The sequence below is a fragment of the Streptosporangium sp. NPDC023615 genome (genome assembly GCF_040640155.1).
Lineage (GTDB): Bacteria > Actinomycetota > Actinomycetes > Streptosporangiales > Streptosporangiaceae > Streptosporangium.
Genome location: NZ_JBFABE010000011.1, coordinates 128,395 through 153,119, shown reverse-complemented (window position 1 = coordinate 153,119; position 24,725 = coordinate 128,395). Strand labels below are relative to the sequence as shown.

Genomic DNA, 24,725 nt, shown 5'->3' with positions numbered 1-24,725 from the left:
CCGTCCCCGGAAGCCGTTCCCCCCGGCCGCCCGCACCCGTTCCGCCCGGCCGGGCACCTCTGCCGAACATCACCGATTATCTACTGACAATTGTCCACATTTACGGATTGTACGAAATTACATCTTATGCTCACAAGAGAGCCGACTTTAATGTGAAAACTCGTGAGCGGGCAAGGAAACCATCAAAACACCCCTTATTCAGACTTGCGCCAAGCTGGAGGAGATAAGCGATTAAGTCCCTTGTTAAGGACGACCTGCCTTATATCGTGACTCTCAGTTATGGCCGCCGGGTGATCCGTGCCCGCGGCTCGAACAGAGGAGGAAACATGTACGGCAAGCGGCAGTCGCTGGTGCTCGGCTCGGCACTTCTCGCGACCCTCGCCCTCGGACCGACATCGATCTCGCAGGCCTCGGCCGCGCCCGCTCCCGTGCAGGCGGCCGGCTCCTCGCAGAAGGCGTCGGCGCACGACCCCGCGGACTACTGGAGGGGCTACCGGGACGGTTACCGTGCCGCCGGACAGGACTGCTTCTCGAGAAGTTCGAGAAGGTCGTTCGGGCGGCCCAGTGACTACGACAGGGGCTGGCTGAACGGCTACGACGCCGGTTACGCCCGCTTCTGCTACGGCCGGAGCCAGTACCCGGACCGGTACCCGAGCCGGTACCCGGGCGGATACCCGAGTGGTTACTCCAGCGGCTACTCCAGCGGTTACTGAGACGGGCGCTGAGGCCGGCACCGAGACCGGAAGGAGCCTCCCGGCCGCGACCGTCTCCGATGAGGCCGTCCCAGCGGGAGGCTCCGCGCGTGCCCGATCCCGGAGCGGCGTTCAGCCGGGCGGCGGGTGAAGGTCGAAACCGTACAGGCCCTGGTCGCCGCCGGCGGCCACACCGGAACCGTCGGGAAACCAGGCGAGGCAGTTGAGCCCGGCGTCCACCCTGGCTCCCGCGGGGCAGGACTCCCCGTACCTGTTCCACATCCGGATGACGCCGTCGTCGGAACAGGTGGCGAGCAGGTTGCTGTCCGGTGAGACGGCCACGGCGCGGATCCTCCCCGTGGCGGACGCCAGCGTCGCCCGCTCCCTGCCGCCGGCCGACCACACGCGCGCGGTGCCGTCGTCGAAGCAGGCCGCCAGCCACGTGCCGTCCGGGGCGATGGCCACCTCGCACGCCGGTCCGGGGCATCCCCTGAGCGGGGCGCGCGCCTTGCCGTCGGCACCCCACAGGCTCGCCGTCCCGTTGGCCGAGAGGATGGCGAACCATCTGCCGTTCGGCGCGATGGTGATCTCGTCCATGGTCTCCACCCTGCACTTCGGGGTGGCGTACCTGTCACCGTCCGGCGTCCAGAGCTGGATCCTCCCGTAGATGGACAGGGTGGCCAGCCAGGCGCCGTCCGGGGAGATGAGGACGTGCGCGGTGGCCCTGACGTTCGCGACCAGCACGGCCCGTTCCCGGCCGTCGGCCCACCAGACGCGCGCGGTGCCGTCCTCGGAGCAGGTGGCCAGCCAGGTGCTGTCGGGGGCGATCACCACCTCGCGCACCGGCCCGGTGTGGCCGGCCAGCACCGCCCTCCGGCTGCCGCCGGCGCCCCACAGCCGTACGGTCCGGTCGGCCGACCAGGTGGCCAGCCAGGTGCTGTCGGGGGCGACCGCCACCCCTCGCAGGCGACCGGCGTGGCCGGTGGGGATGGCACGCCTGCGGCCGCCGGCCCCGTGGATCCGGACGACCTGGTCGCCGGACCGGACGGCGAGCCACGTCATGTCCGGCGAGACCGTGCCGTGCCGGTCGTTGTCCAGGGGGACGGCGAGGGTCGCCCGCTCCATCCTGTCCTCGTTCCAGAGTTTCACCGACCCGTCGCCGGAACGGGTGGCGATCCAGTTCCCCTGCGGGGAGATCGTCACCTGGCGTATCAACCCGGCCCTGCCCCCGCGGTCACGCCTGCCCGGGGCCTGCTCCCCGGTGTCCCGCTCCCCGGGGACGCGCCGCTCCGGCCCCTCCGACGCCCAGATCCGGATCGTCCCGTCGTCGGAGCAGGTGGCCAGGTGCCGGCTGTCGGGCGCGATCACCACCTGACGCACCGTCCCGGCATGCCCCGCCAGAGCGGCCCGCTCGCTGCCGTCGGCGCCCCACAACCGCACGCCGCGCTCCCCCGACAACGTCACCAGCCAGCCACCGTCGGGCGCGATCACCACCTGACGCACCGTCCCGGCATGCCCCGTCAGAACGGCCCGCTGCCTGCCGTCGGCGCCCCACAACCGCACGCCGCGCTCCCCCGACAACGTCACCAGCCAGCCACCGTCGGGCGCGATCACCACCTGACGCACCGTCCCGGCATGCCCCGTCAGAACGGCCCGCTGCCTGCCGTCGGCGCCCCACAACCGCACGGTCCCGGTGGAGGACCAGGTGGCCAGCCAGGAGCCGTCCGGCGAGATGCGCATGCCGGGCGCCGCTCCGGCGTGTCCCGTCAGGACGGCGCGCTCGTCGCCGTCGGCGCCCCACAGCCGCACGGTCCCGTCCCCCGAGAGGGTCGCCAGCCAGGAGCCGTCCGGCGAGACCGCCAGCCCGGTGACCTTGCGCACCGGCCTGACGCGGCCGGACACCTTCTCCTCCTCGCCGTGCCCGCCGCGCATCAGCAGGGCCTGGCGCAGGGGTCTCGGCCGGGTCCTCAACCTGACCGGGCTGCGCAGGGTCAGGCGCCGCGTGCCCGTGGGACTCCAGAGGCCGACCTCTCCGGCCGCGGAGAGGGTGGCCAGCCATGAGCCGTCCGGCGAGGCCACCATCCCGGCGAGCCTGCCGGCCCCCTTCCTCAGCACGGCGCGCCTGGTCCCGTCCGCGTTCCAGAGGTGGACCCTGCCGCTCGCGGAGAGGGTGGCCAGCCATGAGCCGTCCGGCGAGGCCACCATCCCGGCGAGCCTGCGGACGCCGTTCTGCAGCACGGCCCTCTCCGTGCCGTCGATCTCCCACATCTGCACCCTCCGGCGCCCGGAGCGGGTCACCAGCCACGAGCCGTCCGGGGCCGCGGCGAGTTCGTGGACCCGCCCGCGGTGGGTGGCCAGCCTGGTGCGGGTGGTGCCGTCGGCCTTCCAGACGTGCACGCCGCCGTCCCGGCCGCGGATCACGAACCGCGACCCGTCCGGCGTGATCGACATCTCGTCCAGGCGTCCCGGGGCCGAGGTCAGGGTGCGCAGCAGGCAGGTGGCGCCGTCGTCGGGCAACGGCCAGCGGGGCCTCAGGAAGCAGACGTCGTGCCGCCGGCTGTAGCGCTCGATCGAGGCCCGCATCGGCGGGAACGCGTACAGGCGGGCCAGCAGGTTGGCCGTGGAGACGGCCTCCGACTCGAAGGGGGTCAGCAGGTGGGCGCTCCGCCCGATCAGCCGGCGGATGCCGGCGGCGGGACGGGAGGCCGACAGCGCCAGGTCCGACTCGGCCGCGGCGACCCCCGAGGCGCGGACCCGGGCGACGAGCCAGCGCACGTCGTGCAGGAGCGCCTCCAGCTCCTCCGCCCTCCTGCCCTCGCTGAGATGTGACAGCAGGTTGTCCCAGAGGTAGGGCACGGACGGGGGCAGTCTCCACCATTCGGGGTCCGCCGCCGGATCGTCGCCGGGGATCAGGGTGCGGACCTCGTCGAGGAACGCCCGGTGGACGGCGGCCAGGCGGTCCTTTCCCAGCACGTCCTCGGCGCGGACGCAGGAGCGGACGACGTCATGGAGCGCGACCGGAGACGCCGGAGGCACCGGGGACGACGGGGACGACGGGGACGACGGGGGTGGCGGCGATGCCTTCGTCACCGGCGCCGGTCCCGAGGACGGCCCCTGGGGCGCCGGCGGCGCCGGCGGGTCGGCGTGGCGTCCCCCGATGAGGGACAGCTCCCGCAGCCTCCCGCACAGGGACCGGGACTGCTCGTGGGTGAGCCCGCCGGTGCGGCGCCACAGAAGCGCGACGAGGTCCACGGGGATGTCGGTGTCCTCCGGGAAGACGCCGAGTTCCAGGAAGCGGGCACGGTCGGCCGCGCCGAGGGCTTCGAGCCCGTACTCGACGGCCGAGCGGACCGCGGCCTCCCGCTGGCGGGGGACGGTGACGTCCAGCACCGCCGGTCCGATCCGGCCGAGCCGCTCGACCGCGCGCCGGGCCGTGACGTCGATGTTCGCCCCCGAGCGGTGCTCGTCACGCAGGCGCGCGTTGACCAGGGCCAGCAACAGGGGCCACCGCCCGGTCAGCGCCATCAGGCCGTTGACCACGCCGGGACTCATCGGCGGCAGCCCCCGGCTCAGGAGCTGCACGGCGACCTGCGGCGCCATCTCGTCGACGATCATCGCGATCCCGTCGGCGGGCAGCGCCCTGGGCAGGCGGGTCGTCACCAGCAGCCGCGACCTGACGGCCGCCGAGAGGAAGGGCCTGAGCTGCTGGGGGCTCCACACGTCGTCGACCACCAGCAGCGCGTGGCCCCGCTCCGCCAGGGCGTCGGCCATCCGGTGCCCGGCCTGCTCGGGGCCGGAGGGTTCCGGCCGCGCGCCGGTGGCGGCCTCGGTGACGTCGTCGGCGAGCCGGGCGATGTCCGCGCCGGTGCGCTCGCGGCCCACGGTCACCCAGAAGACGCCACCGGTGAAACGTCTGGTCGTCCCGTCGTCGTGACAGACCTCCACCGCCAGGGAGGTCTTGCCGAACCCCCCCGCCCCGGCCAGGCCGGTGGTCAGGCCGACCGTTCCCGAGGTCCGCGCGGTCAAGGCCGAGACCACGTCGTCCAGCTCGGTCCTGCGGACCCGTCCCGCTTGCCTGTCCGGCACCCGGAAGAGCCGGCCGCGTGCGCGCGTGCCCATCAGCCTGGGGGTCACCCGGGTCAGCAGGAGAACGGAGGAGGCGGTCAGCCCGGAGAACGCGATCCACGCGACCCTGTGCTCGCCGGCCATGTCGGGCAGATATTCGGCGACCATTCCGGTCGGTATTCCAGCCAGGATTCCGGAAATCACCAGAAGTGCCGTGAAGATATCGGCTGATTTCTTTGTGCGACGGGCCATCGATCACCTCGACACTGCCGACTCCTGCCCCGACGGGTACCGGGAACCTGGACGCACGATATCTGTTCCCTCCCCCCTTCGAGCTGAATCGCCGAGGTCCTTACCATTGCCGCGCGGGCACGAAGCGACGTCACATGCTTTGAAGGGTTATGTCCGGCGCCTGGGGACGGCCGTTCCGATTCCCCTTTCGGAGGGATCCTCCACCGTGGCCCCCGGCCCCCTCCCCGGAGCCGAGGCCGGGGCGAGGGGCACGGCCGCTCCCCACGGGACCGGCCGCCCGCCCGCCGGTTCGCGGGACCGGCCCGCCCCCCCGCCGGTTGCGTCCGCGCTCCGCCCCGCCGGGGCCGGTCAGGGGCGGCGCGGCTCGGTGAGGACGTAGAGCAGCGCGGCCATGCAGGTGCCGCTCACCATGTCACCTTTGACGATCAGCTCGCGGACGTCGGCGAGGGGGACCCACTCGACGCGCTCGGCCTCCCAGGGGTCGGTGGGCGGGCCGATGTGGACGGCGTGGTCGGCACGGAAGATGTGGTGGACCGAGTCCGAGATGCCGTTGCTCGGCTGGACGCTCAGCAGCGGGCGCAGCGGCCCTGGCCTCCAGCCGGTCTCCTCCTCGGCCTCCCGGGCGGCGGCCGCCATCGGCTCCTCGCCGTCCTCGACCCTGCCGATGGGGATCTCCCAGCCCCACGAGTCGGTGATGAAGCGGTGCCGCCAGATCATCAGCACCCGGTGCCGGTCGTCGGTGACGACGGCGCCCGCTCCCGCCACGGTACGGATCAGCCGGTGGTCCAGGTGCCTGCCGTCGGGGAGTTCCACGTCCGCCACCCGGAGGTCGAGCCACCGGTCGGTGTAGAGGGGTTCTTCGGAGTTGACCTGCCAGCGCATGCGGCGTGCTCCCAGCGTGGGTTGCCTGATCTCGGCACCACGCTACAGCGGGAGCACGCGCGGGAACCGCCACGCCGGGACCGGGCCGGGACCGGGCCGGGACCGGGCCGGGACCACGTCGCCCGCGTGGCGCCTCATCTTTGCGGCCGTGACCGGGGACCGCTGAATTAAGGTGGTGTCCGTCCGTATCGCACGAGCGACCGGCGATACGAAGTGTCTCCCCCCTCCCGCTTTGAGAGCCGAGGCCGAGGAGAGCACATGTCCCGCAGCCGTACCGTCACCACGGGGTACGTACTGGCGATCGTCACGCTGACCACGACGGCCGTACCGGCTGGCGCCCTGTCCGGGACGAGCGCGCCGCCTCCGTCCGTCACGAGCGCGCCACCGCCCAGGAAGGCGCCCCCGACCATGTTCGAGGCGCTTCAGCGCGACCTGAAGCTGAACGGGGAACAGGTGAGGATCAGGCTGGCCAACGAGGCCCGGCTGGCACCGATCGAGGAGCGGCTGCGCAAGAGCCTGGGCGGTCGTTTCGGCGGGTCCTGGTTCACCGGGATCACCGCGCGGAAGCTGGTGGTGGCCACGACCAGCCCCGCCGACATCCCCGCGATCATCGCCGCGGGGGCCCAGGCCGAGATCGTCACCACACCGCTGTCGCGGTTGCAGGAGGTGAAACGAAAGCTCGACGAGGCCCTGCCGACACGTTCGATCGGGGGCAGGGTCCGCTACGTCGACGTGCGGAGCAACAGGGTCGTCGTCCTGTCCGGGCGGGCCGCCGTGACGCAGAACATCATCAAGAGCATCGGCGTGGACACGGCCGAGGTCCAGGTGGTCGCCTCGGCGGAGACCCCGCGGCTCCTGTACGACGTGCGGGGCGGTGACGCCTACCACCTCCTGCCCAAGGGCCGTTGCTCGATCGGTTTCTCCGTGGCCAAGGGCGCCAGGAGGGGGTTCGTCACCTCCGGCCACTGCGGGAGGAAGGGAGCTCTCACCGTCGGCTTCAACCGGACCGCCCAGGGCGTCTTCCAGGAGTCGACCTTCCCGGTCGGCGACTACGCGTGGGTGGCGGTGAACGACACGTGGGTCCCCAAGGGGGTGGTGGGCGACGGCAGCACCGGGTCCGGCGGCGCGCCGCTCGCCGGCGGCGTCCGGCCCACCGCACCCGTCGCGGGCGCCCTGCCGACCGTGACCCCCACGACCACCGCCGAGATCGACGACGTGATCCATGCCGTGTCCGAGGCGGCGAGCGGCGCCACCACCGCCGTGAACGGCGCCCGGGCCGTGATCGAGGGAGCCTCGGTCTGCCGATCCGGTTCGACCACCGGATGGCACTGCGGCACCATCCAGCAGCGCGACGTCAGCGCCGTGTATCCCGGCGGCAAGATCTTCGGGGCGGTGCGCACGAACGTCTGCGCGGAGCGCGGCGACTCCGGCGGCCCGTTCATCTCGATCGACCAGGCCCAGGGCATCACATCCGGTGGCGCGGGCGACTGCGGCGTCGGCGGCGTCACCTATTTCCAGCCGATCGGGAGGATCCTCTCCGCCTACGACCTGACCCTGCTGACCGCGACCTCCACCGGGACGGCCCGGTAGCCCGCCGCCCGGCGGCGGAGGACCCTCCCCACCGCCGGGCGGCGGGCCGGACGGCCGCGGGAACGGAGACCGCGCGGCCGCGCGACCGGAGACCGCGCCGCCGCGGGGTGCCGACGGTGCTCGCCATCGCCGCGCACGCCTCCGTCCCGCCACCGCCCTCGGGCTGGTCTCTGGTCTGGAGCGACGACTTCGACGGCGGTGCCGGGTCACCGCCGTCGTCCGCCGACTGGATCGTCGACCTCGATCACGCCTACCCGGGTGGCCCCGCCAACTGGGGCACCGGTGAGATCCAGCGCTACACCGACAGCCCCGCCAACCTGAGCCTCGACGGCGGCGGGAACCTGCGGATCACCCCGCTGAAGAACGGCGGCGAGTGGACGTCGGCCCGCATCGAGTCCCGGCGGGCGGGCTTCAAGCCGGCCGACGGCCGCGTCCTGCGCATCGAGGGCCGCATCCAGATGCCCAACGTCACCGGTGACGCCGCGCTGGGCTACTGGCCCGCCTTCTGGGCGCTGGGCGCGCCCTACCGGGGCAGCTACTGGAACTGGCCCGGTATCGGCGAGTTCGACATCATGGAGAACGCCAACGGCATCAACTCCGTCTGGGGCGTGCTGCACTGCGGCGTGAACCCCGGCGGGCCCTGCAACGAGACCACCGGCCTGGGCGCCAGCAGGGCGTGTCCCGGCTCCACCTGCCAGTCGGCGTTCCACACCTACCGCTTCGAGTGGGATCGCAGCGTCGGCCCGAACCAGTTGCGCTGGTACGTCGACGGCCAGCGGTTCCACAGCGTCAGCCAGGCACAGTTCGACGCCACGACGTGGAACAACATGACCGGCCACCAGGGCTACTTCCTGCTGTTCAACGTGGCCATGGGCGGGGCCTTCCCCAACGCCCTGGCCGGGCAGACCCCGACCGCCGCCACCGTCTCCGGCCGCCCGATGCTCGTCGACCACGTGGCGGTCTGGCAGAGCGGCTCAGGGAACGGCCCCGGCCCGAGCCCGACGGTCACTCCCCCTCCGGGGGGCGTGGACGCCCGCTCGACCATCCAGGCCGAGCGTCACCAGGCCCAGTCGGGCACGTCGGTGGAGACCACGACGGACGCCCGCGGCGGGCAGAACGTCGCGCGGATCGGCAACGGCGACCGGCTGCGCTTCGACGGGATGAACTTCGGCTCCGCGGCCGCCACGCAGTTCAGGGCCCGTGTCGCCTCCGGGGCGGGGGGCGGGGTCAGCGGGCTGGTGCAGGTGCGCCTGGGCAGCCCGGCGGCCGCGCCGCCGCGGACGGCACGCCGCCGCGATCCGCGTCAGTCGTCGACCCAGCCGTGGGAGCGGGCGAACGCGAGGAAGCGCTGCCTGACCTGGGCGATCTGCGCACCGGTCAGCGTGGGCGCGTGCTCGATGAGCAGCTCGGTCACCGCGCCGCCGAAGGACTTCGCCGACAGCACGTCGCACACGCCGTCGTCGTCGCCGAGCTGCCCGGAGGCCCCCGCTGAGGGCGACGCCTGCGCCGTCGCCGCCGAGATCGGCGCCACCACGGCCGGCCGCCGGGCCGGCGGCGGGTCCAGCAGGCTGACGGTCGACACCTTCAGCCCTCGTTCGCCTTCCATGACCTCGTACTCCACCCGGAGACCGGGCTGGACCACATGCCGGTTCTCACCGAAGTCGTTGGCGTGGAAGAAGACATCCTCGCCCCCGCCCGGAGCGGCGATGAAACCGTACCCGCGCACCTCGTCGAAACGGAGAATCGTACCGACTGCCACCACGACACCACCTGCACAGAGAATGACAACGCCCTACCCGGCCTCGCCGGAACCGCCCGGACGAGGGCCCGGCACGCCTGCCGCGCCGGACCGTCCGATGGTAGCCCGCGGATCCGCCCGGCAGACGTCCGTCACGCGAGGATCCGGCGAAGGCGCGCGGTGACCGGCCGTGCGGGCGGTACGGATCCGGCGCGGCCGCTGGGCCGGGGGTCAGGCCCGGCGCAGCCGGCGGACCGGTGGCGACAGCAGCAGGGCCGCGCAGACCGCGACGCTGACGCCGGTGGACACGAGCAGCAGGTCCCGGGGATCGACGAGCTCCGAGACCGGTCCCACCAGCGCCTGCCCGACGGCGACCCCGACCACCGACCCGGCCACCTCGTAGGCGGTGACCCGGTTGAGGACGTCGGGGGCGACCTGCGTCTGGACGCTCGTCGACCACATCACCGACCAGAACGCCCAGGCCGTCCCGCCCAGCAGGTGGCCCGCCATCAGGAGCGGCAGCGGCGACTCCAGTGTCACCGACAGCGGGATGAACGCGAATCCGATCATGGCCGCTCCGCCCGCGGCGAGAGGCCGCGAGGGCCGGAACCGGATCGCGATCAGCCCGCCGAGGACGGTACCCGCGCCGAGGCCCGCCATCACCCAGCCGTAGGCGGCGTCGCCGAGGCGGTCACCGATCAGGCGCGAGCTCAGCGGGATGTACGGGCCGAAGACCAGGACGCCGAAGAACACCCAGATGAGGATCACGGACCACATCCAGCTCCGGGAGCGGAACTCCGTCCAGCCCCGGCGCAGGTCGAGCATGACCGTCGAGCGCTTCACCACCCCGGCGGCCCCGGCGGCCCCGGCGGGCCCGACCCTCCCGGCGGGCCCGACCCTCCCGGCGGCCGGGGTGAGCCGGACGAGGACCAGGCACAGGCCGCTGAGCAGGAAGGTCCCGGCGTCCACGAGGTAGACGGCGCCCGCGCCGGTCAGCGCCATCAGCAGGCCCGCCAGGACGGGCCCGCCGAGCTGGGTGGCCGCGTCGGCGATCTTCAGGACGCCGTTGGCACGCTGCGGGTCCCTGGCCACGAGAGGGACCATGCCGTTGACGCCGGGCTGGAACATCGCGGCGGCCACCCCGGACAGGAACGAGGCCGACATCAGCAACCACAGCGGCGGGACGCCGGTGAGGAAGGCGACGGCCACCGCGGTCTGCGTGAAGATCCGGACGACGTCCGCGCCGACCATCATGGTCCGGGCGCCCACCCGGTCGGCGAACACCCCGCCGAACAACACGAAGATCACGAAGGGGGTGGTCCAGACGGCCAGCACGTAGCCGACGCCGGACACCCCGTAGATCGCGCCGACCGCCAGCGCCGCCGCGACGGGCATCATCGCGTCACCGAGCAGCGACACCGTCCGGGCACCGAAGTACAGCGTGAAGTCCCTGGTCCAGAGTCTGTCCGGCACGGTGAGGGACGGGTCTCGACCGACGAGCGCGGTCATGTCCTGAGCTCCATGAGCTCCCATCCTGGACATCCCGTAAGCCCGCCACAGGCGTCCACAATGACATCATTAGGTACATTCGTGCCATGAGACACCGCGTGGTCACCCTGATCAGCCCGGTCCAGGAGATGTACCCGGTGACCAGCGCCTCCGCCGTCTTCGGCTATCACGGCCCCGACATCCCCGAGCACTACGCGTTCGCGCTCTGCGCCGAGCGTCCGGGACCGGTCCGGACGACCATGGGTGTCGACGTGATCGTCGAGCGCGGGCTGGAGGCCCTCGCCGAGGCCGACACCCTTCTCGTCTCCGGCTGGTGCGCGGGCCCGGAGGTCTCCCCCGAGCTCGGCGCGGCGGTCCTCTCGGCGCATGCCCGCGGCATGCGGATCATGGCCATCTGCTCGGGGATCTACGTCCCGGCGAGCCTCGGCCTCCTGGACGGCCGCGCCGCCGCCACCCACTGGGAGCTGGCCGACGAGCTCGCCGCCCGCTTCCCCCGGATCCGTCCGGACGCGTCCGTACTGTACGTGGACCACGGTGACGTGGCGACGGCCGGCGCCTCGGCCACGACCGTCGACCTCTGCCTGAACCAGGTCCGGCGCGACCACGGCGCGGCCCTGGCGATGCGGATCGGCCGGCAGTTGTCGGCCGCGCCGCACCGGGAGGGCGGCCAGCGCCAGTACCCCGAGCTGCCCACCGCCGGCCCGGTCCCCGACTCGCTCGCCCCGCTGCTCGACTGGATCACCGCCAACCTGGAACGGCCGCTGAGGGTGGAGGAGATGGCGGCCCGCTCCGGCCTCTCCCGCCGCACCCTCAGCCGTCACTTCACCGACCAGCTCGGCGTCTCCCCGGGACGCTGGCTGCTGGACCGCCGTATCGTCGGCGCCCGCGCCCTGCTGGAGGAGACCGACCTGCCCGTCGAGACGATCGCCCAGCGCGTCGGGCTGTCCTCGGCGGTGAACCTGCGCCGCCGCTTCCACAACGCGCTGAACACCACGCCCGCCGCCTACCGGCGTTCCTTCCGCTGACGTGGCGCTCCCGCCACCGTACGATTTCCCCCCACCAGACCCCGGGAAAGGCGGACCGATGCTCCGATCACCGACCTACGAGGACGTACGGGACGCCGCCGTGCGCATCGCGTCCCACGCCAACCGCACCCCGGTGCTGCGCTCGAGGCGGATCAACGAGGAGCTCGGCGCCGACGTGGTGTTCAAGTGCGAGAACTTCCAGCGCATGGGCGCCTTCAAGTTCCGCGGCGCCCTCAACGCCCTCTCCTTGTTCACCCCGGAACAGCGCCGCGCGGGCGTGGTCACCTACTCCTCGGGCAACCACGCCCAGGCGATCGCCCTGGCGGCCCGGCTGCTGGACATCCCGGCCACGATCGTCATGCCGCACGACGCGCCGTCCTCGAAGGTCGAGGCCACCAGGGGCTACGGCGGGCAGGTCGTCGTCTACGACCGCTACACCGAGGACCGCGAGGAGATCGGCCGCGCCCTGGCCGCCGAGCGGGGTCTCACCCTGATCCCGCCCTACGACCACCCGGACGTGATCGCCGGTCAGGGCACCGCGGCCGCGGAGCTCTTCGAGGAGGTGGGTGATCTCGACGCGCTCTTCGTCCCGTTGGGCGGCGGGGGACTGCTGTCGGGCACGACGCTGTCGGCGCGCGCCCTCTCTCCCGGCTGCGCCCTGTACGGCGTCGAGCCGGAAGCGGGCGACGACGGCCGGCGATCGCTGATCCAGGGGTCCATCGTCCACATCGACACCCCGCGGACGATCGCGGACGGCGCGCAGACCCAGCACCTGGGCGTCCACACGTTCGAGATCATCCGTCGTGAGGTGGACGACATCCTCACCGCGACCGACGCCGAGCTGGTCGAGGGCATGCGGACCTTCGGCACCGTCATGAAGATCGTCGTCGAGCCCACCGGCTGCCTGGGCCTCGCCGCCGCCAGGAAGAGCCCGGAGCGGGTGCGCGGGCGGCGGGTCGGGGTCGTCGTCAGCGGAGGCAACGTCGACCTCGCCCGTTACGCGGCGCTGTTGACGTCCTGAGGCGAAGCGCGGGCCCGGCCGTCGTCCGTTCCCAGGGCGTCCCGTCACGGGAACGCCGGTCACGAGGACACCGGTCACGGGAACGTCCGTCGCGAGGACATCGGTGACCAGGACGTCGGCCGCCCTTTCCGGTGATGTGGGAGCGGCGCGTGAGCGGCACGGCGCGGGGCGGTGACCCCCGTCCGCGCCGTCTCACGGCCGTCGTCGACCTCGGGCGGTCCGTGGGATCGCCGCGCGGCCCGTGCGGGGCTCACGCGACGTCCTCGCGAGGATCTTCTCCCCCGAGGCCCCCTTCCGGGCCTCCCTGAACCGCCGAGGCGCGTTCACGGTGCCGGGACGTGCCCGGTGTGTTCGAGCCGGTACGGCGGCCGCCCTCAGCGGCGGTCGTCGTGCCGCGCCCAGCTCCCGGCCTTCGCCAGACCTCGGGCCACCATGTAGCCGATGGTCAGGAAGGCGATGTACCGGATGGCCTGCTCGGCCCCGAAGGGGTCGATGCTCCCGGCGCGGCCGTCGTCGCCGACCACCAGGGCCGTGATGACCACCGCGACCACCGCGGCGATGTAGACGATGAACTCGGTCGTCCTGAACGCCGGTCGTGTCTCCGTCGCCTGGTCGTCGTGGCGCGCCACGTTCGGACGGCCGGTCGACTGGCTCGGGACGGTCTGAGGGTTACTCATATGTCTCGTCTCCCCTGCTCTCTTGAGGTGCTGGGGTCTGAATTAATGCATTATGTGCATTACCCCTGGCGTCTCCACCGAAACCAACACACCCTTCCTGAGCTGGGGCGATACCTCCGGAAGGGGTCCAGGACCACCCCTTTGGAGATCATTTTCTCGCGGGGCACCGGCGTCCCGCCGCGGGGCGTCCGCTCGCCCGCCGGTGTGCCGGCCTCACCTGAGCGGGTCGTGTCCCCAGTTCATCAGCGAGCGCCGCCAGGGGGTGTCCGCGACGTCGCCGTCCGGGCGCTGCGCCAGGTGGCGGCGGACGTACCCGACGACCTTGCGCATGTGGGCGTAGTCGTCCTCGTCCAGGTCACCCCGGTTCTTGCGCAGGATCTCGATGATGTGGCGGCCGGACCGGTGGCCCGTCGACTCCCCGCCGCCGGACCTGTCCCCCACCGCCCTCGACTCCTCGGTACCGAGCCAGCCCTCCAGCTCGGCGGCCGTCATGTTCACCGCCTCGCCGAAATCCGCGGCGATCCGTTCCCCGTCGTCAGTCTTCATGATCCTTCTTCCGCAGCGCCGCCGGCTTGTGCACGGCGGTCCTGCCGCTCTCGTCGCTGCGGACGAGGTACCGGGGATCGTCGGCCGAGGCGTCGACCGTGCGCCCGGCCTTCTCGGTCCGCTTCGTGATCTTCTCCTCCACCCGGCCGGAGACGGTGGTCCCGTGGCTCCGCCAGGTGACGGCGTCCCCGACCTCGGGCCGGTCGGGCTCGCGTTCGTCGCTCATGACCGCCGGATACCCGGCGACGACCACCGCCCACCTCCGCGAACCACCAAAAGGGACAAGATCCCTCTTCGGTGGTCGTGCCGCTCCGAGGGCCCGCCGCTCCGAGGGACCCCGCCTCCCGACCGGGACGGATTCCGGCGCGAGTCCTCGTCCGAGCGCCGGACCCCGCACGGGGACCCCCGCCGGCGATCGATGTCGATCATGTAGGGTGAGGCCCGCGATGAGCCCCGAACCGATGCCGCCCCAGGCGATCACCGAGCACATGGTCGAGATCCCCGCCGGGAACGTCTTCCTGCGGGACGAGGGCACGAAGGCGACCTGGAAGGTCGGGGTCGAGTCCTTCCGGATGGCGCCGCACCCGGTGACGCGTGAGCTGTACCGCGCCGTTCTGGGGGAGGCCCCGGCGAGCGCGGCGGGCCCCCGGACGCCGGTGACCGAGGTCTCCTGGAAGGACGCCGTCCTGTTCTGCAACCTGCTCTCGCGGGCCGGCGGCCTCGACCCCTGCTACTCGACGGGCGACGACCCCGACGGGCTCGACGTGGTCCGTGACGAGACGGCCGGCGGGTACCGCCTTCCCACCGAGGCGGAGTGGGAGTACGCGTGCCGGGCCGGGACCTCCGGCGTCCGCTACGGGGAACTGGACGAGATCGCCTGGTACCGGGAGAACTCCGGCGGCGAGGTACACGACGTCGCGACCAGGGCGCCCAACGCGTGGGGCCTGTACGACATGATCGGCAACGTGTGGGAGTGGTGCTGGGACCTCTACGATCCCGGCGTCTACGGCCCGTACCGGGTCTTCCGCGGCGGGAGCGCGTACGACCCGCCCCGGGGATGCCGGGCCTCGTGCCGCCGCAAGAGTCACCCGACCCTCCGCATCGACGACCTCGGGTTCCGGCTCGCCCGATCGCCGTGAGCGGGGGGGCCGGACACGGTCCCGCCAGGTCCGATCCGGTCGAGGCGGCGCTCGACGTCGGGCCGAGTCCTCGAGGCACGCCCGCGCACGAGCCGCACGCGGCACAGGACCGGCGCGGCCCACGCTCGGCGTTCGGTGATCCACGGAACGGAACCTAGAGGGCCTCGGCCACGGGACGACGGCCGCCGAGGCGGACGGGAACGCAGGTGAGCGCCGCCACCACGAGCACGGTCGCCGACACCAGGGCGAGCAGCTGCCAGGGCGGGGGAGGCGCCGCCCTGCCGCCGTCGCCGCCGGTGATCGCGTTGATCGCGGCGAACAACGCGACACCTCCCGGGAAGACGCCCACGGCGGCGCCGGCGAGCGCGGGCAGCACCTGCGCGGCCGCCAGTGCCGCGCTCACCTGCCCGGGGGTCGCGCCGAGGGCGCGTGTCAGCGCCCGTCGCCGACCCAGCCTCCCTGTACGATCTCGGGCTGGTCGCCCGGCGCGGGCGCGGTGTCGCGTCCCACGACCTGCACGTCCGAGGTCCGATCGGCCGCCCTGAGCTTCGCGGGGACGACCGGGTACGGTCCGCTGTGGCCGACGACGCCGGGGGCGCCGGCCAGCTCCGCGAGCTCCGCGGGACCGGGAAGCCTTCCGGTCCGGTCGCCGCCGACGACGACCACGTCGGGCCCGCCGGTCGCCTCCCGGGTGCTGCGGTACGGGTCGGCGGCCGCGTCGCGCAGGACGAGCCCGAGCGTCAGCGTCGTGGTGGCCGCCATGACGGTGAGCAGCAGGAGCGCGGCCTCGGCGCGGCGCCGCCGCAGGTCGCGCACGGCGAGGCGGCACACGAGCAGGATGCGGCCCATCGCCGTCAGTCCTCCGGCCCGGCGAGGGCGCCGAGCCGGCCGGTGGTGCCGCCGGTCAGCCGGGTCTCGTCCACGAACGCGCCGTCGCGCATCGAGATCAGCCGGTCCGCGGTGGCCGCGATCCGCGCGTCGTGGGTGACGACGACCAGCGTCTGGCCGGACTCGTGCAGGCCCTCGAAGAGCCGCAGGACGTCCAGGGTGGCGGCGCTGTCCAGGTTCCCGGTCGGTTCGTCGGCGAGGACGACCGACGGCTCGTTGCTCAGCGCCCGGGCGACCGCGACCCGCTGCCGCTGGCCACCGGACAGCGCGGAGGGCAGGAAACGCGCCCGGTCCGCCAGCCCGACCCGCTCCAGCAGTTCCTCCGCGCGCCGTCTGGCGGCCCGCGGCGGGCGCCCGGACAGCAGTGCCGGCAGCTCGACGTTCTCCACGGCGGTGAGCTCCTCCATCAGGTGGAAGGACTGGAAGACGAAGCCGACGGCCGTCCGCCGCATCCGGGCCAGGGCCTTCTCGCCGATGTCGTCGACGCGGCGGCCGTTCAGCGACACCTCTCCGCCCGAGGGCCGGTCCAGCCCTCCGAGCAGGTGCAGCAGCGTGGACTTCCCGCAGCCGCTCGGACCCATGATCGCCACCGTCTCCCCCGCGCCGACGTCGAGGTCGACCTCGTCGACGGCGCGCACCAGCCCTTCCCCCGTGCCGTACTCCTTTCGCAGCCCGCGGGCGCGAAGCACGGGCGTGTCGGCGGTGTCGCTCACGATCCACTCCTTCGGTGGGTCCAGTTCTTCTCACATGCCTCGAGCCAGCGCAGGTCGGCCTGGAGGCGGAGCACGACGCCCTCCAGCAGCAGCGCCGCGTCCGAGTGATCCGGCTCGGCCATGGCGGCGCGCTGGGCGTCACGCAACCGGCGCAGCAGCTCGCGGCGCTGGGCGTCGACGATGGTGATCGGGTCGGCCAGCCGGGCCGACGCGGCCGCGATCAGCTTGAGGTGGAACTCCGCGAGGTCGGGCCGTGGCCAGCCCACCTCGGCGATCCACTCGGCGACGCGCCGCTGGCCGCCGGGGGTGAGCGCGTACACCTTGCGATCCGACCGGTCGGCGCCGTCGGCGGACCTCTCGACCGCCAGCAGGCCGGCCTTCTCCAGCCGGGTCAGCGTGACGTAGACCTGCCCGGCGTTCATCGCCTCGCCGAGCGGGCCGAGCGCGTCGCGCAGCCGCGCGCGCAACTGGTAGCCGTACGAGGGTTCCTTGGCCAGCATCGCCAGCACGACTTCCTGTTGCACGGGCCCCCTCTCTATAACCGTTAGCCCCCATGTCTAACGGTTATCCCCACCGTCCGCAAGCCCGCACGGTGCCGCTGCCCCCTGGAACGTTCCGGGGGTACGGGGCGGCCCGGCGCTCCTCGCCGCGGGAAGTCGCCCACGACCACGGCGCCGCGCGGGGACGCGGCGAGCCCGCCCGTGGCCGGTCCGGGGCCGGTCCGGGGCCGTCGGGGACCGGCCGCGGCGACCGTGATCCTGATCCGGTTCCCGCCGGGATCGATCAGGACCTAGGGCGAGCGGTCCGGGCCGCGCGGGGAGGGATGGGCCGTCCCCGGCGCCGGGTCCCCGAGGCCGGTGAGGATGTCCAGGGCGCGCCGCCACTGCTCGCGCGCCTCGTCGTGCCGGCCCAGGTCCCGATGGGCGCCGGCCAGGCCGTGCAGGGCGCGGACCTGGGCGGCGGGACGGCCGAGATCACGGGCGAGGGCGAGGGCCGCCCGGTGGCAGGTGAGGGCCCGGTCGGGGTGGCCGGCGGCCTGGTGGGCGCGGCCGAGACCGTGCAGCCCCTCGAACCGGGCGTCTCGGTCGCCGATCCGGCGCGCGAGCCGCAGGGCGCGGCGGTAGCGGTCGGCTGCCTGCCGGTGCTCCCCCCGCATGAGGTGGACGACACCGAGACCGATCAGCGCGCACAGCTCGCCGTCGTGGCCGCCGGTGGCGTCGGCGATCTTCAGGGCCTGCTCGAAATGCTCGGCCGCCTGGTCGTGGCGCCCGCCGCGGCAGTGGATCCGGCCGAGCCCGCACAGCGCGCGCAGCTCGCCGTCCCGGTCCCCGGTCATCCTGGCGATCTCCAGTGCCCTCTCGAAGCACTCCGCCGCCCGTCCGGGCGGCTCGGTGTCCGGCCACCCGGGCGCGCCCGCCCGGGTGGCGGGGTTCCCGGGGCGGCCCGCCGGTCCCCCTCCGGGCACGTCCGCGTGGTCCGCTGCGGCCGAGGCGGCGCGGATGTAGTGGTCGAACAGGCGCGTCAGCGCGGTGTGCCGGTCGGCCTCGGTGTCCTCGTCGGCCACGGTCGCGGTGGCGTGCGTGCGCACCAGGTCGTGGAAGCGGTAGCGGCCCGGGAGCGGTTCCTGCAGCAGGTGGGCGTCGACCAGGTCGTCGAGGAGGTGACCGGCGTGCTTGAGGGTGGTGCCCGCCAGGGCGGCGGCCGCGTGCGGCTCGATGTCGGGCCCCGGGTGCAGGCCGAGCAGCCGGTACATGCCCTGCCGGCCGGGGCTGAGATGGTGGTACGACAGGTCCATGGTGGCCGTGATGCTGAGCTGGCCGACCTCGAGCTCGCCGAGCCGGTTCTGGTGGTCGCGCAACCGGTCGGCCAGGTCGGCGGGGGTCCAGCCGGATCGGGTGCGCAGGCGGGCGGCGGCGATGCGGATCGCCAGCGGCAGCCGGCCGCACAGCTCGACGATCTCGGTGAGGAGGCCGGGCGGCTGGGCCGTGACGCGCCGCGCGCCGGCGGTGCGGGTGAACAGCGTGAGGGCGTCGCCGGGCGAGAGGACGTCCAGGCAGAGCGGCCGTACGTCGTCGAGACCGGCCAGGCGCCTGCGGCTGGTGATCAGGGTCAGGCAACCGGGCGCGCCCGGCAGCAGGGGCCGTACCTGTGCCTCGCCGCCCGCGTTGTCCAGCAGGATCAGTACGCGCCTGCCCGCGAGCCGGCTGCGGTAGAGGGCGGCGCGGGCGTCGAGGCCGACCGGGATCTGCTCCCCGGGTACGCCCAGGGAGCGCAGCATCTGGTCGAGGGCGTCGGCGGGATCGACCGGCGACACGCCCTGGGTGAAGCCGTGCAGGTCGACGAAGAGCTGCCCGTCGGTGAAACGACCGGCCAGCAGGTGCGCGGCGTGCACGGCGAGGGTGGTCTTCCCGACCCCGGCCATACCGTGAACGGCGCCGATCACCGGCGTGGCCGGATCGGACGAGTCCGGGCCGGGCGGGACCGGGCCGGATGTGACCGGGCCGGGTGGGACCGGATCGGGTGGGACCGGGCCGGGTGGGACCGGAGCGGGCCTGTCCGCCGGGGCGTCCTGGACGGGGTCGTCGGGGCGGTCCGGTGGTCGCTCCAGGACGGGCTCGCCCGGACGGGCCAGCGCCATCAGGCGGGAGAGCTCGGCGGCCCGGCCGGTGAAGCTGGCGATGTCGCGGGGAAGTTGCCGGGGCGGCGCGGGGACACCGGGCGCCGCGACGGATGCGGCGGGCGCCGTGGCGGGCGCCGTACCGGAGGCGACGGCTGACGCGGTGCCCGGCGGGGCGCCGGAGGTTCCCGGCGGCAGCGCCAGGTCGGCGTGACCCGCGAGGATCTGGCGGTGCAGCCGTTGCAGCGGCGGGCTCGGCTCGACGCCGAGTTCGCGGACGAGCCGCAGACGCAGGTCCCGGTAGGCCCGCATCGCCTCGGCCTGACGTCCCGAGCGGTACAGGGCGATCATCCACTGGGCCTGCAGGCGTTCCCGCAGCGGCTGCTCGACGACCAGCGCCCCCAGCTCGGCGAGCAGGTCGCGGTGGTGCCCCAGGGCGAGCTGGGAGTCGATCCACGTCTCCTGGGCGGCGAGCCTGCGCTCTTCCAGGCGGACCAGCTCCGCGCCCGGCAACGGGTCCAGCGCGACGTCCTCGAACGGCCGGCCGCGCCACAGGCCGAGCGCCCGCCGCAGCCGTTCGCCCGCCAGCCCCGGCCGGCCGTCGGCCAGTGCCTGGCGGCCCTGGGCCGCGAGTTCCTCGAAGGCCAGCAGGTCCAGCTCGGCGGGGCGGAGCCGGATCTGGTACCCGCCGGGCACGGTGCACAGCGGCGAGGGCTCGGCCCGGTCGGCGTGGCCCAGGGCGCGCCGGAGGGCGGAGACGTAGGTGCGCAGCGCGACCGCGGCGGTGCGGGGCGGTCGTTGCTGCCACAGCGCCTCGACGAGCCGGTCCACCGGGACGGGCCGGTTGACGTTCAGGAGCAGGACGGCCAGCAGGGTGCGCTGCTTGGCGGCGCCCAGCCGGACCAGCCGGTGGTCGGCGGAGCGGACCTCGAGCGTGCCGAGGACGCTAAAGCGCATGGGGCGGCACCGCCGGACATCGCCCGCCCCGTGGCGGGTCCCGGTCCGCGGACATCACGGCGGCCGGGGCCGCCTGATCCGCCGGCGCACGATAACGACACATCATTATGGTCATATAGCCACAAATGTCTTGTGATGTCGATATCAGACTTATCCACTAGACCATTCCATGAATATGACGATGCCCCCTTTCACGCCATCCAGAATCACGATTTCGGCTGTATTCATAATGGCGGCGAAAGCGTCCCGCGCCCGGGAGAGGCGAAACCCTCCCCGGACGACACGTCGTGGGCCCGCTCCCACGCCCGGCTCCGCCCCGCCATGGCGGCCCGGCCCACCTCCCCGCCCGGCTCCGCCCCGCCCGCACCGGCCCGGAGGATTCTCGGATCGTGAGACGGCACGTGCCGTCGGCCCCGCCCGCGCAGGTACCGCCCCGCGCACCCGGGCATCCGGCCCCACCCCGGTCCACGCCCTCCTCGCGCCCCTTCCACCTCCTTTCCCCCACCCCCAAAAGTCCTCCCGGGGCTTTCCGGTCCCGGAATGCCGGAAAAGCGGGGCCGTCGCGTCAAGCCGGGCCTTTACCCGGCCTTGACACCCCGGGCACATCATCGCTGTGACCTGCCCCCCGGAGGGTGCCCCTGAAGGGGTTCCGGAACGGGCGCGCCCCGGCGTCCGCCGGAGCCCGCGCCCCGGTCCGGGGCGGACGGCGAATTTCCGACGACCACCGATTTCCCCGCCGAGGGGAAGGGAGAGCGCGTGTCCGAACTGATCGGTCTCGAAGAATGCGAACGGCTCACCGCGAAAGGCGTTCACGACCTGTACCGAAAACACGTCAGCCGGAGCCAGGTGTCGCTGATGACGTCCTTCGGCTTCGGCCGGGAGCTCGTCGAGAGCGCCGAGGGCGCCTGGATCCGGACGCGGGACGGCCGCAGGATCCTCGACTTCACCGGCGGGGTCGGCGTGCTCAACCACGGCCACAACCACCCCCGCATCCTGGCCGCCCGCCGGCGCTTCCAGGAGGCGCGCAGGATGGAGGTGCACAAGACCTACTTCTCCCCCTACGTCGCGGCGCTCGGCCACAACCTCGCCCGGCTGCTCCCCGGCGACCTGACCATGTCGTTCTTCCCCAACTCCGGCGCCGAGGCGGTCGAGGGCGCGGTCAAGCTCGCCTACAAGTACCACGGCGGGCGGCGCGGGCGGATCCTCCGCGCCGACATCGCCTTCCACGGCAAGCTGCTGGGCTCCGGCAGTCTCACCGGCGGCGGTGAGCGCTTCCGCTTCCCCGGCATCCCCGGGGTGGTCACCTTTCCCTACGGCGACCTGGAGGCGGTGCGCGCGGCCACGACCGCGGCGCGCACCCGCGACGGCGGCTGCGACGTGTACGCGATCATCATCGAGCCGTTCAGCGCGTCGACGATGCGGCACTGCTCGGAGGAGTTCCTGCGCGGCCTGCGGGAGCTGTGCGACGCCGAGGGGATCGTCCTGATCTTCGACGAGATCTACACCGGGTGGGGCAAGACCGGCGAGCTCTTCTACTTCATGCGCCATCCCGGCCTCGTCCCCGACGTCCTGACCACGTCGAAGTCGTTCGGCGGCGGCAAGTCGTCGATCTCGGCGTACGTGGCGCGCGAACCGGTGTTCCGCAGGGCCTACGACAACCTCGCCGACTCGCTGATCCAGAGCACCAGCACGACGTACTACGGGTTCGGCGAGGAGACCGCCACCGCGCTGGAGGCGGTGAACATCGCGGTCGAGGACGACTACCCGGGGCGGGCGCGCGAGATCGAGCGCGTCCTTCAGCCGGGGCTGGAGCGCATCCGCAAGGAGTACCCGGACACGGTGGCCGCCGTGCGGGGCGCGGGCGCGCTGTACGGGATCTTCCTGGACGGCGGGCCGAGGATCCTCGACCTCGCCGCGAGGCTCGCCCCGGGCGGCCTGGCCGCCGACCCCAACCTCCGCGTCAAGCTGATCACCTGCTCGGTCGTCGACGCCCTCTACCGCGACCACGGCGTCTACGCCTACTACACGCTGAACGGGGACAACCCGCTGGTGGCCGCGCCGCCGCTGGTCGTCGAGGCCGCCGACGTCGAGTACTTCCTCGACGCCCTGGCCGCCACCCTCGCCCAGGGCCTGCCCAGGCTGCTGACCAGGTTCGTACGGGAGAAGGTGGCGCCGCGATGGCCGGCCGGATCGTAGTCACGGGCAGTTCCGGGATGCTGGGCGGCACCCTGACCGCGAGCCTGGCACGGGCGGGACACGAGGTGCTGGGCGTGGACCTGCGGCCGCCCCCCGGCGAGGAACCGGGAACGCCGGGCACCCCGGGAGCAGAGGGGGCGTCGGGGGCGTCGGGGGCGTCGGGGGCGCTGTACGCGACCGGCGACGTCCGCGACACCGCGCTGATGACCCGCCTGGTGGACGGCGCCGACGCGGTGGTGCACTGCGCCGCGGCGCTGCCGAGCCACGGGGCCGGTGAGATCCACGACGTCATCGTCGCGGGCACCCGCGGCGTGCTGACCGCCGCGCACCGGGCCGGCGTGCCGCGCGTGGTGCACATCTCCTCCACCGCCGTGTACGGCCTGCCCCACGAGGTCCCCACGACCGAGGCGCACCCGCGGCGGCCGGTCGACCCCTACAGCCGGGCCAAGGCCGCCGCCGAGGAGGTGGCCGAGGGGTTCCGGGAGGAGGGGATGTGCGTGCCGATCCTGCGGCCCAAGACCTTTCTCGGCCCCGGCCGGATGGGCCTGTTCGCGATGCTGTTCGAGTGGGCCGAGGAGGGCCGCGGCTTCCCTGTCCTGGGCCGGGGCGACGTGCGCATCCAGATGCTCGCCGTCGACGACCTGGTGGAGGCGATCCGGCGCGCGCTCCGGGCGCCCGCGGACGCGGCCGGTGAGACCTTCAACATCGCCGCCGCCGAGTTCGGCACCCTGCGTGAGGACTTCCAGGCCGTGCTGGACGCGGCCGGGCACGGCCGGCGCGTGGTGGGGCTCCCGGCGGGGCCGACCCTGGCCGCCCTGCGGCTGCTGGGCCGCACCGGGCTGTCACCGGTGTACGACCGGCTGCTGTACAAGCTGCTCGCCGACTCCTACGTCGGCATCGACAGGGCCCGCGACCGCCTCGGCTTCGAACCGCGCCTGTCCAACCGGGACGCGATCCTGCGCACCTACGAGTGGTGGCGGCGAGACCGGCGGGCCGGGCGCGGGGCGCCCGCCCCCACCGGGCGCACCAGCCGCGACGCGTGGCGGCAGGGCGCGCTCTCGCTCGCGAAGGTCTTCTTCTGATCCCGGCCGGAGGTTCACATGCGTGTCATCGACCCTCCCGACTCCGTCGACCCTCCCGGGTCCCGGGGGACGGCGCGGCCACCGGAGCCGCCCGAGCCGGTTCCGGGCGGCACGGCGCGGGCCCTGCGCGGGCTGCCCGCGGACCTGCTGGCCCTGGTACGTCCCCTGCACTCGGCCAAGAGCATCCTGCTCGTGCCCGTCGCGCTCGCCGACGCGGGCGTCTGGAGCCTCGCCGCGCTCGGCGCGGTGGCCTGGGCCGTGGCCGGGTTCGTCCTGGCCGGGGCCTGCGTGTACGTCGGCAACGACATCGCCGACCGGCACCGTGACCGGCTGCACCCGGTCAAGTGCCGGCGGCCGATCGCCGCCGGGCGGGTACCGGTCGTGGCGGCGTACCTGTACTGCGCCGCGCTGCTCGTGCTGCTCGGCGCGGTGATCGGTTCCGGCCCCGGCCGGCCGTACTGGCCGGTGCTGGCCTACCTGGCGCTGAACGTCGCCTACAGCCGGGTGCTCAAGCACGTCCCGTTGATCGACGTGTGCGCGGTGGCGCTGGGCTTCGTGCTGCGCCTGGTGCAGGGGTACGCGGCCATCGGGGAACCGGCCTCGGAGTGGCTGCTGGTCACGGTGTTCTCGGTGGCGCTGATGCTGGTCGTCGGCAAGCGCCGCCAGGAGCTGCTGGGGCCCGGCGTCGCGCACCGGCCCGCGCTGCGCGGCTACTCGGTGGGGCTGGCCGACCAGATGCTCCAGCTCACCTGCGCGCTGACCGTGGTCGCCGGGCTGATGTACCTGTGCACCGAGTCCCCGCTCGGCCCCTACGGACGGCCCGCGATGGTGCTGGCCACACCGTTCGTGCTCTTCGGCCTGTTCCGCTACCTGCAGGTGGTGCTCGTCGAGGGCGGCGGCGGCGATCCGGTGCGGGGGGTGCTGCGCGACCGCGCCCTGGCCGTCACGGCGCTGGCGCTGGCGGTGGTGCTCAGCGTGACGTTCGTGCTGGCCCGCCATCCCGCGCTGGCCGGAACGATCCTGCCGTGAGGTCCTGTGAATCCCTGCGGGTCCCCGTGAAACCCCGCGAATCCTCGTGCATCCCTGCGGATCCCCGTGAGTCCCCGTGAAAGGCGACGCGCATGTCCCCACCACCC

Annotated in this window: 20 protein-coding genes and 1 pseudogene; 9 read left to right on the top strand and 12 right to left on the bottom strand. The window is 73.4% G+C overall.

Annotated features, from left to right (window positions below; genetic code table 11):
• Positions 1–326 precede the first annotated feature (326 nt).
• Positions 327–713, top strand: a complete 387-nt coding sequence (locus tag AB0G16_RS11900; protein ID WP_362802652.1) for a hypothetical protein — start codon at positions 327–329, stop codon at positions 711–713.
• A gap of 111 nt (positions 714–824) precedes the next feature.
• On the opposite strand, the gene AB0G16_RS11895 is transcribed toward AB0G16_RS11900, so the two are convergent.
• Both AB0G16_RS11895 and AB0G16_RS11890 read right to left on the bottom strand, forming a co-directional pair.
• Complete coding sequence (locus AB0G16_RS11895) at positions 825–4,925, bottom strand: NB-ARC domain-containing protein (RefSeq protein ID WP_362802649.1); 4,101 nt, start codon at positions 4,923–4,925, stop codon at positions 825–827.
• A gap of 432 nt (positions 4,926–5,357) precedes the next feature.
• The gene (locus AB0G16_RS11890) at positions 5,358–5,891 is read right to left on the bottom strand and encodes an NUDIX domain-containing protein (RefSeq protein WP_362802646.1); all 534 of its coding nucleotides are present in this window, start codon (positions 5,889–5,891) and stop codon (positions 5,358–5,360) included.
• Positions 5,892–6,149: 258 nt separating this feature from the next.
• Between AB0G16_RS11890 and AB0G16_RS11885 the strand changes: the two genes are divergently transcribed.
• Complete coding sequence (locus AB0G16_RS11885; protein WP_362802643.1) at positions 6,150–7,481, top strand: S1 family peptidase; 1,332 nt, start codon at positions 6,150–6,152, stop codon at positions 7,479–7,481.
• A 458-nt stretch (positions 7,482–7,939) separates the two neighbouring features.
• A pseudogene (locus tag AB0G16_RS11880) lies at positions 7,940–8,749 on the top strand (carbohydrate-binding protein); the annotation flags it as partial.
• A gap of 35 nt (positions 8,750–8,784) precedes the next feature.
• Here AB0G16_RS11880 and AB0G16_RS11875 read toward each other — a convergent pair.
• Positions 8,785–9,207, bottom strand: coding sequence for a cold shock domain-containing protein (locus AB0G16_RS11875; protein WP_362802744.1), 423 nt, complete (start codon positions 9,205–9,207; stop codon positions 8,785–8,787).
• Between the two features lie 243 nt (positions 9,208–9,450).
• Entirely contained in the window at positions 9,451–10,728 is a 1,278-nt protein-coding gene (locus AB0G16_RS11870; RefSeq protein WP_362802640.1) for an MFS transporter, read from the bottom strand.
• Positions 10,729–10,814: 86 nt separating this feature from the next.
• On the opposite strand from AB0G16_RS11870, the gene AB0G16_RS11865 reads away from it, so the two are divergent.
• Together AB0G16_RS11865 and AB0G16_RS11860 are read left to right on the top strand one after the other, a co-directional pair.
• Positions 10,815–11,753 carry a helix-turn-helix domain-containing protein gene (locus AB0G16_RS11865; RefSeq protein ID WP_362802637.1) on the top strand — a complete coding sequence of 313 codons (939 nt, stop codon included), beginning with the start codon at positions 10,815–10,817 and terminating at the stop codon, positions 11,751–11,753.
• A 58-nt stretch (positions 11,754–11,811) separates the two neighbouring features.
• Positions 11,812–12,774, top strand: coding sequence for a threo-3-hydroxy-L-aspartate ammonia-lyase (locus tag AB0G16_RS11860; protein WP_362802634.1), 963 nt, complete (start codon positions 11,812–11,814; stop codon positions 12,772–12,774).
• Positions 12,775–13,148: 374 nt separating this feature from the next.
• On the opposite strand, the gene AB0G16_RS11855 is transcribed toward AB0G16_RS11860, so the two are convergent.
• From AB0G16_RS11855 to AB0G16_RS11845, 3 genes are all read right to left on the bottom strand, one after another.
• A complete protein-coding gene (locus AB0G16_RS11855) occupies positions 13,149–13,451 on the bottom strand; it encodes a hypothetical protein (protein ID WP_362802630.1) in 303 nt (100 codons plus the stop codon).
• Between the two features lie 213 nt (positions 13,452–13,664).
• On the bottom strand, positions 13,665–13,997 hold the full coding sequence (locus tag AB0G16_RS11850) for a DUF3140 domain-containing protein (protein ID WP_362802627.1): 333 nt from the start codon (positions 13,995–13,997) through the stop codon (positions 13,665–13,667).
• The gene (locus tag AB0G16_RS11845; protein WP_362802624.1) at positions 13,987–14,223 is read right to left on the bottom strand and encodes a DUF2945 domain-containing protein; all 237 of its coding nucleotides are present in this window, start codon (positions 14,221–14,223) and stop codon (positions 13,987–13,989) included. The genes AB0G16_RS11850 and AB0G16_RS11845 overlap by 11 nt, the downstream gene beginning before the upstream one ends.
• Positions 14,224–14,443: 220 nt before the next feature.
• Between AB0G16_RS11845 and AB0G16_RS11840 the strand changes: the two genes are divergently transcribed.
• Positions 14,444–15,136 (top strand): SUMF1/EgtB/PvdO family nonheme iron enzyme, encoded by a 693-nt coding sequence (locus AB0G16_RS11840; protein ID WP_362802621.1) that lies wholly within the window; start codon positions 14,444–14,446, stop codon positions 15,134–15,136.
• 154 nt (positions 15,137–15,290) lie between these two features.
• Here AB0G16_RS11840 and AB0G16_RS11835 read toward each other — a convergent pair whose 3' ends face one another.
• From AB0G16_RS11835 to AB0G16_RS11815, 5 genes are all read right to left on the bottom strand, one after another.
• On the bottom strand, positions 15,291–15,539 hold the full coding sequence (locus AB0G16_RS11835) for a hypothetical protein (protein WP_362802618.1): 249 nt from the start codon (positions 15,537–15,539) through the stop codon (positions 15,291–15,293).
• A 29-nt stretch (positions 15,540–15,568) separates the two neighbouring features.
• On the bottom strand, positions 15,569–15,985 hold the full coding sequence (locus AB0G16_RS11830) for a hypothetical protein (protein WP_362802616.1): 417 nt from the start codon (positions 15,983–15,985) through the stop codon (positions 15,569–15,571).
• A 5-nt stretch (positions 15,986–15,990) separates the two neighbouring features.
• On the bottom strand, positions 15,991–16,737 hold the full coding sequence (locus tag AB0G16_RS11825; protein WP_362802613.1) for an ABC transporter ATP-binding protein: 747 nt from the start codon (positions 16,735–16,737) through the stop codon (positions 15,991–15,993).
• Complete coding sequence (locus AB0G16_RS11820; protein WP_362802611.1) at positions 16,734–17,261, bottom strand: PadR family transcriptional regulator; 528 nt, start codon at positions 17,259–17,261, stop codon at positions 16,734–16,736. Before AB0G16_RS11820 ends, AB0G16_RS11825 begins: the two co-directional genes overlap by 4 nt.
• Before the next feature lie 266 nt (positions 17,262–17,527).
• Positions 17,528–20,311: a BTAD domain-containing putative transcriptional regulator gene (locus AB0G16_RS11815; RefSeq protein ID WP_362802608.1), complete on the bottom strand. Its 2,784-nt coding sequence runs from the start codon at positions 20,309–20,311 to the stop codon at positions 17,528–17,530.
• A 756-nt stretch (positions 20,312–21,067) separates the two neighbouring features.
• Here AB0G16_RS11815 and AB0G16_RS11810 point away from each other — a divergent pair.
• The 3 genes from AB0G16_RS11810 to AB0G16_RS11800 are packed head-to-tail and all read left to right on the top strand — an operon-like array spanning position 21,068 to position 24,618.
• Complete coding sequence (locus AB0G16_RS11810; protein ID WP_362802605.1) at positions 21,068–22,507, top strand: aminotransferase class III-fold pyridoxal phosphate-dependent enzyme; 1,440 nt, start codon at positions 21,068–21,070, stop codon at positions 22,505–22,507.
• Positions 22,489–23,589, top strand: a complete 1,101-nt coding sequence (locus tag AB0G16_RS11805; protein WP_362802602.1) for an NAD-dependent epimerase/dehydratase family protein — start codon at positions 22,489–22,491, stop codon at positions 23,587–23,589. Before AB0G16_RS11810 ends, AB0G16_RS11805 begins: the two co-directional genes overlap by 19 nt.
• A gap of 18 nt (positions 23,590–23,607) precedes the next feature.
• Positions 23,608–24,618: a UbiA prenyltransferase family protein gene (locus tag AB0G16_RS11800; RefSeq protein WP_362802599.1), complete on the top strand. Its 1,011-nt coding sequence runs from the start codon at positions 23,608–23,610 to the stop codon at positions 24,616–24,618.
• Positions 24,619–24,725: the final 107 nt, after the last annotated feature.

Excerpts from the sequence above, each read along its gene's own strand:
- AB0G16_RS11900 (WP_362802652.1), top strand. The coding sequence starts at position 327 with ATGTACGGCAAGCGGCAGTCGCTGGTGCTCGGCTCGGCACTTCTCGCG.
- AB0G16_RS11840 (WP_362802621.1), top strand. The coding sequence starts at position 14,444 with ATGAGCCCCGAACCGATGCCGCCCCAGGCGATCACCGAGCACATGGTC.
- AB0G16_RS11870 (WP_362802640.1), bottom strand. The coding sequence starts at position 10,728 with ATGACCGCGCTCGTCGGTCGAGACCCGTCCCTCACCGTGCCGGACAGA.
- AB0G16_RS11860 (WP_362802634.1), top strand. The coding sequence starts at position 11,812 with ATGCTCCGATCACCGACCTACGAGGACGTACGGGACGCCGCCGTGCGC.
- AB0G16_RS11800 (WP_362802599.1), top strand. The coding sequence starts at position 23,608 with ATGCGTGTCATCGACCCTCCCGACTCCGTCGACCCTCCCGGGTCCCGG.
- AB0G16_RS11830 (WP_362802616.1), bottom strand. The coding sequence starts at position 15,985 with ATGGGCCGCATCCTGCTCGTGTGCCGCCTCGCCGTGCGCGACCTGCGG.
- AB0G16_RS11890 (WP_362802646.1), bottom strand. The coding sequence starts at position 5,891 with ATGCGCTGGCAGGTCAACTCCGAAGAACCCCTCTACACCGACCGGTGG.
- AB0G16_RS11850 (WP_362802627.1), bottom strand. The coding sequence starts at position 13,997 with ATGAAGACTGACGACGGGGAACGGATCGCCGCGGATTTCGGCGAGGCG.
- AB0G16_RS11865 (WP_362802637.1), top strand. The coding sequence starts at position 10,815 with ATGAGACACCGCGTGGTCACCCTGATCAGCCCGGTCCAGGAGATGTAC.
- AB0G16_RS11805 (WP_362802602.1), top strand. The coding sequence starts at position 22,489 with ATGGCCGGCCGGATCGTAGTCACGGGCAGTTCCGGGATGCTGGGCGGC.
- AB0G16_RS11855 (WP_362802630.1), bottom strand. The coding sequence starts at position 13,451 with ATGAGTAACCCTCAGACCGTCCCGAGCCAGTCGACCGGCCGTCCGAAC.
- AB0G16_RS11815 (WP_362802608.1), bottom strand. The coding sequence starts at position 20,311 with ATGCGCTTTAGCGTCCTCGGCACGCTCGAGGTCCGCTCCGCCGACCAC.
- AB0G16_RS11895 (WP_362802649.1), bottom strand. The coding sequence starts at position 4,925 with ATGGTCGCCGAATATCTGCCCGACATGGCCGGCGAGCACAGGGTCGCG.
- AB0G16_RS11845 (WP_362802624.1), bottom strand. The coding sequence starts at position 14,223 with ATGAGCGACGAACGCGAGCCCGACCGGCCCGAGGTCGGGGACGCCGTC.
- AB0G16_RS11885 (WP_362802643.1), top strand. The coding sequence starts at position 6,150 with ATGTCCCGCAGCCGTACCGTCACCACGGGGTACGTACTGGCGATCGTC.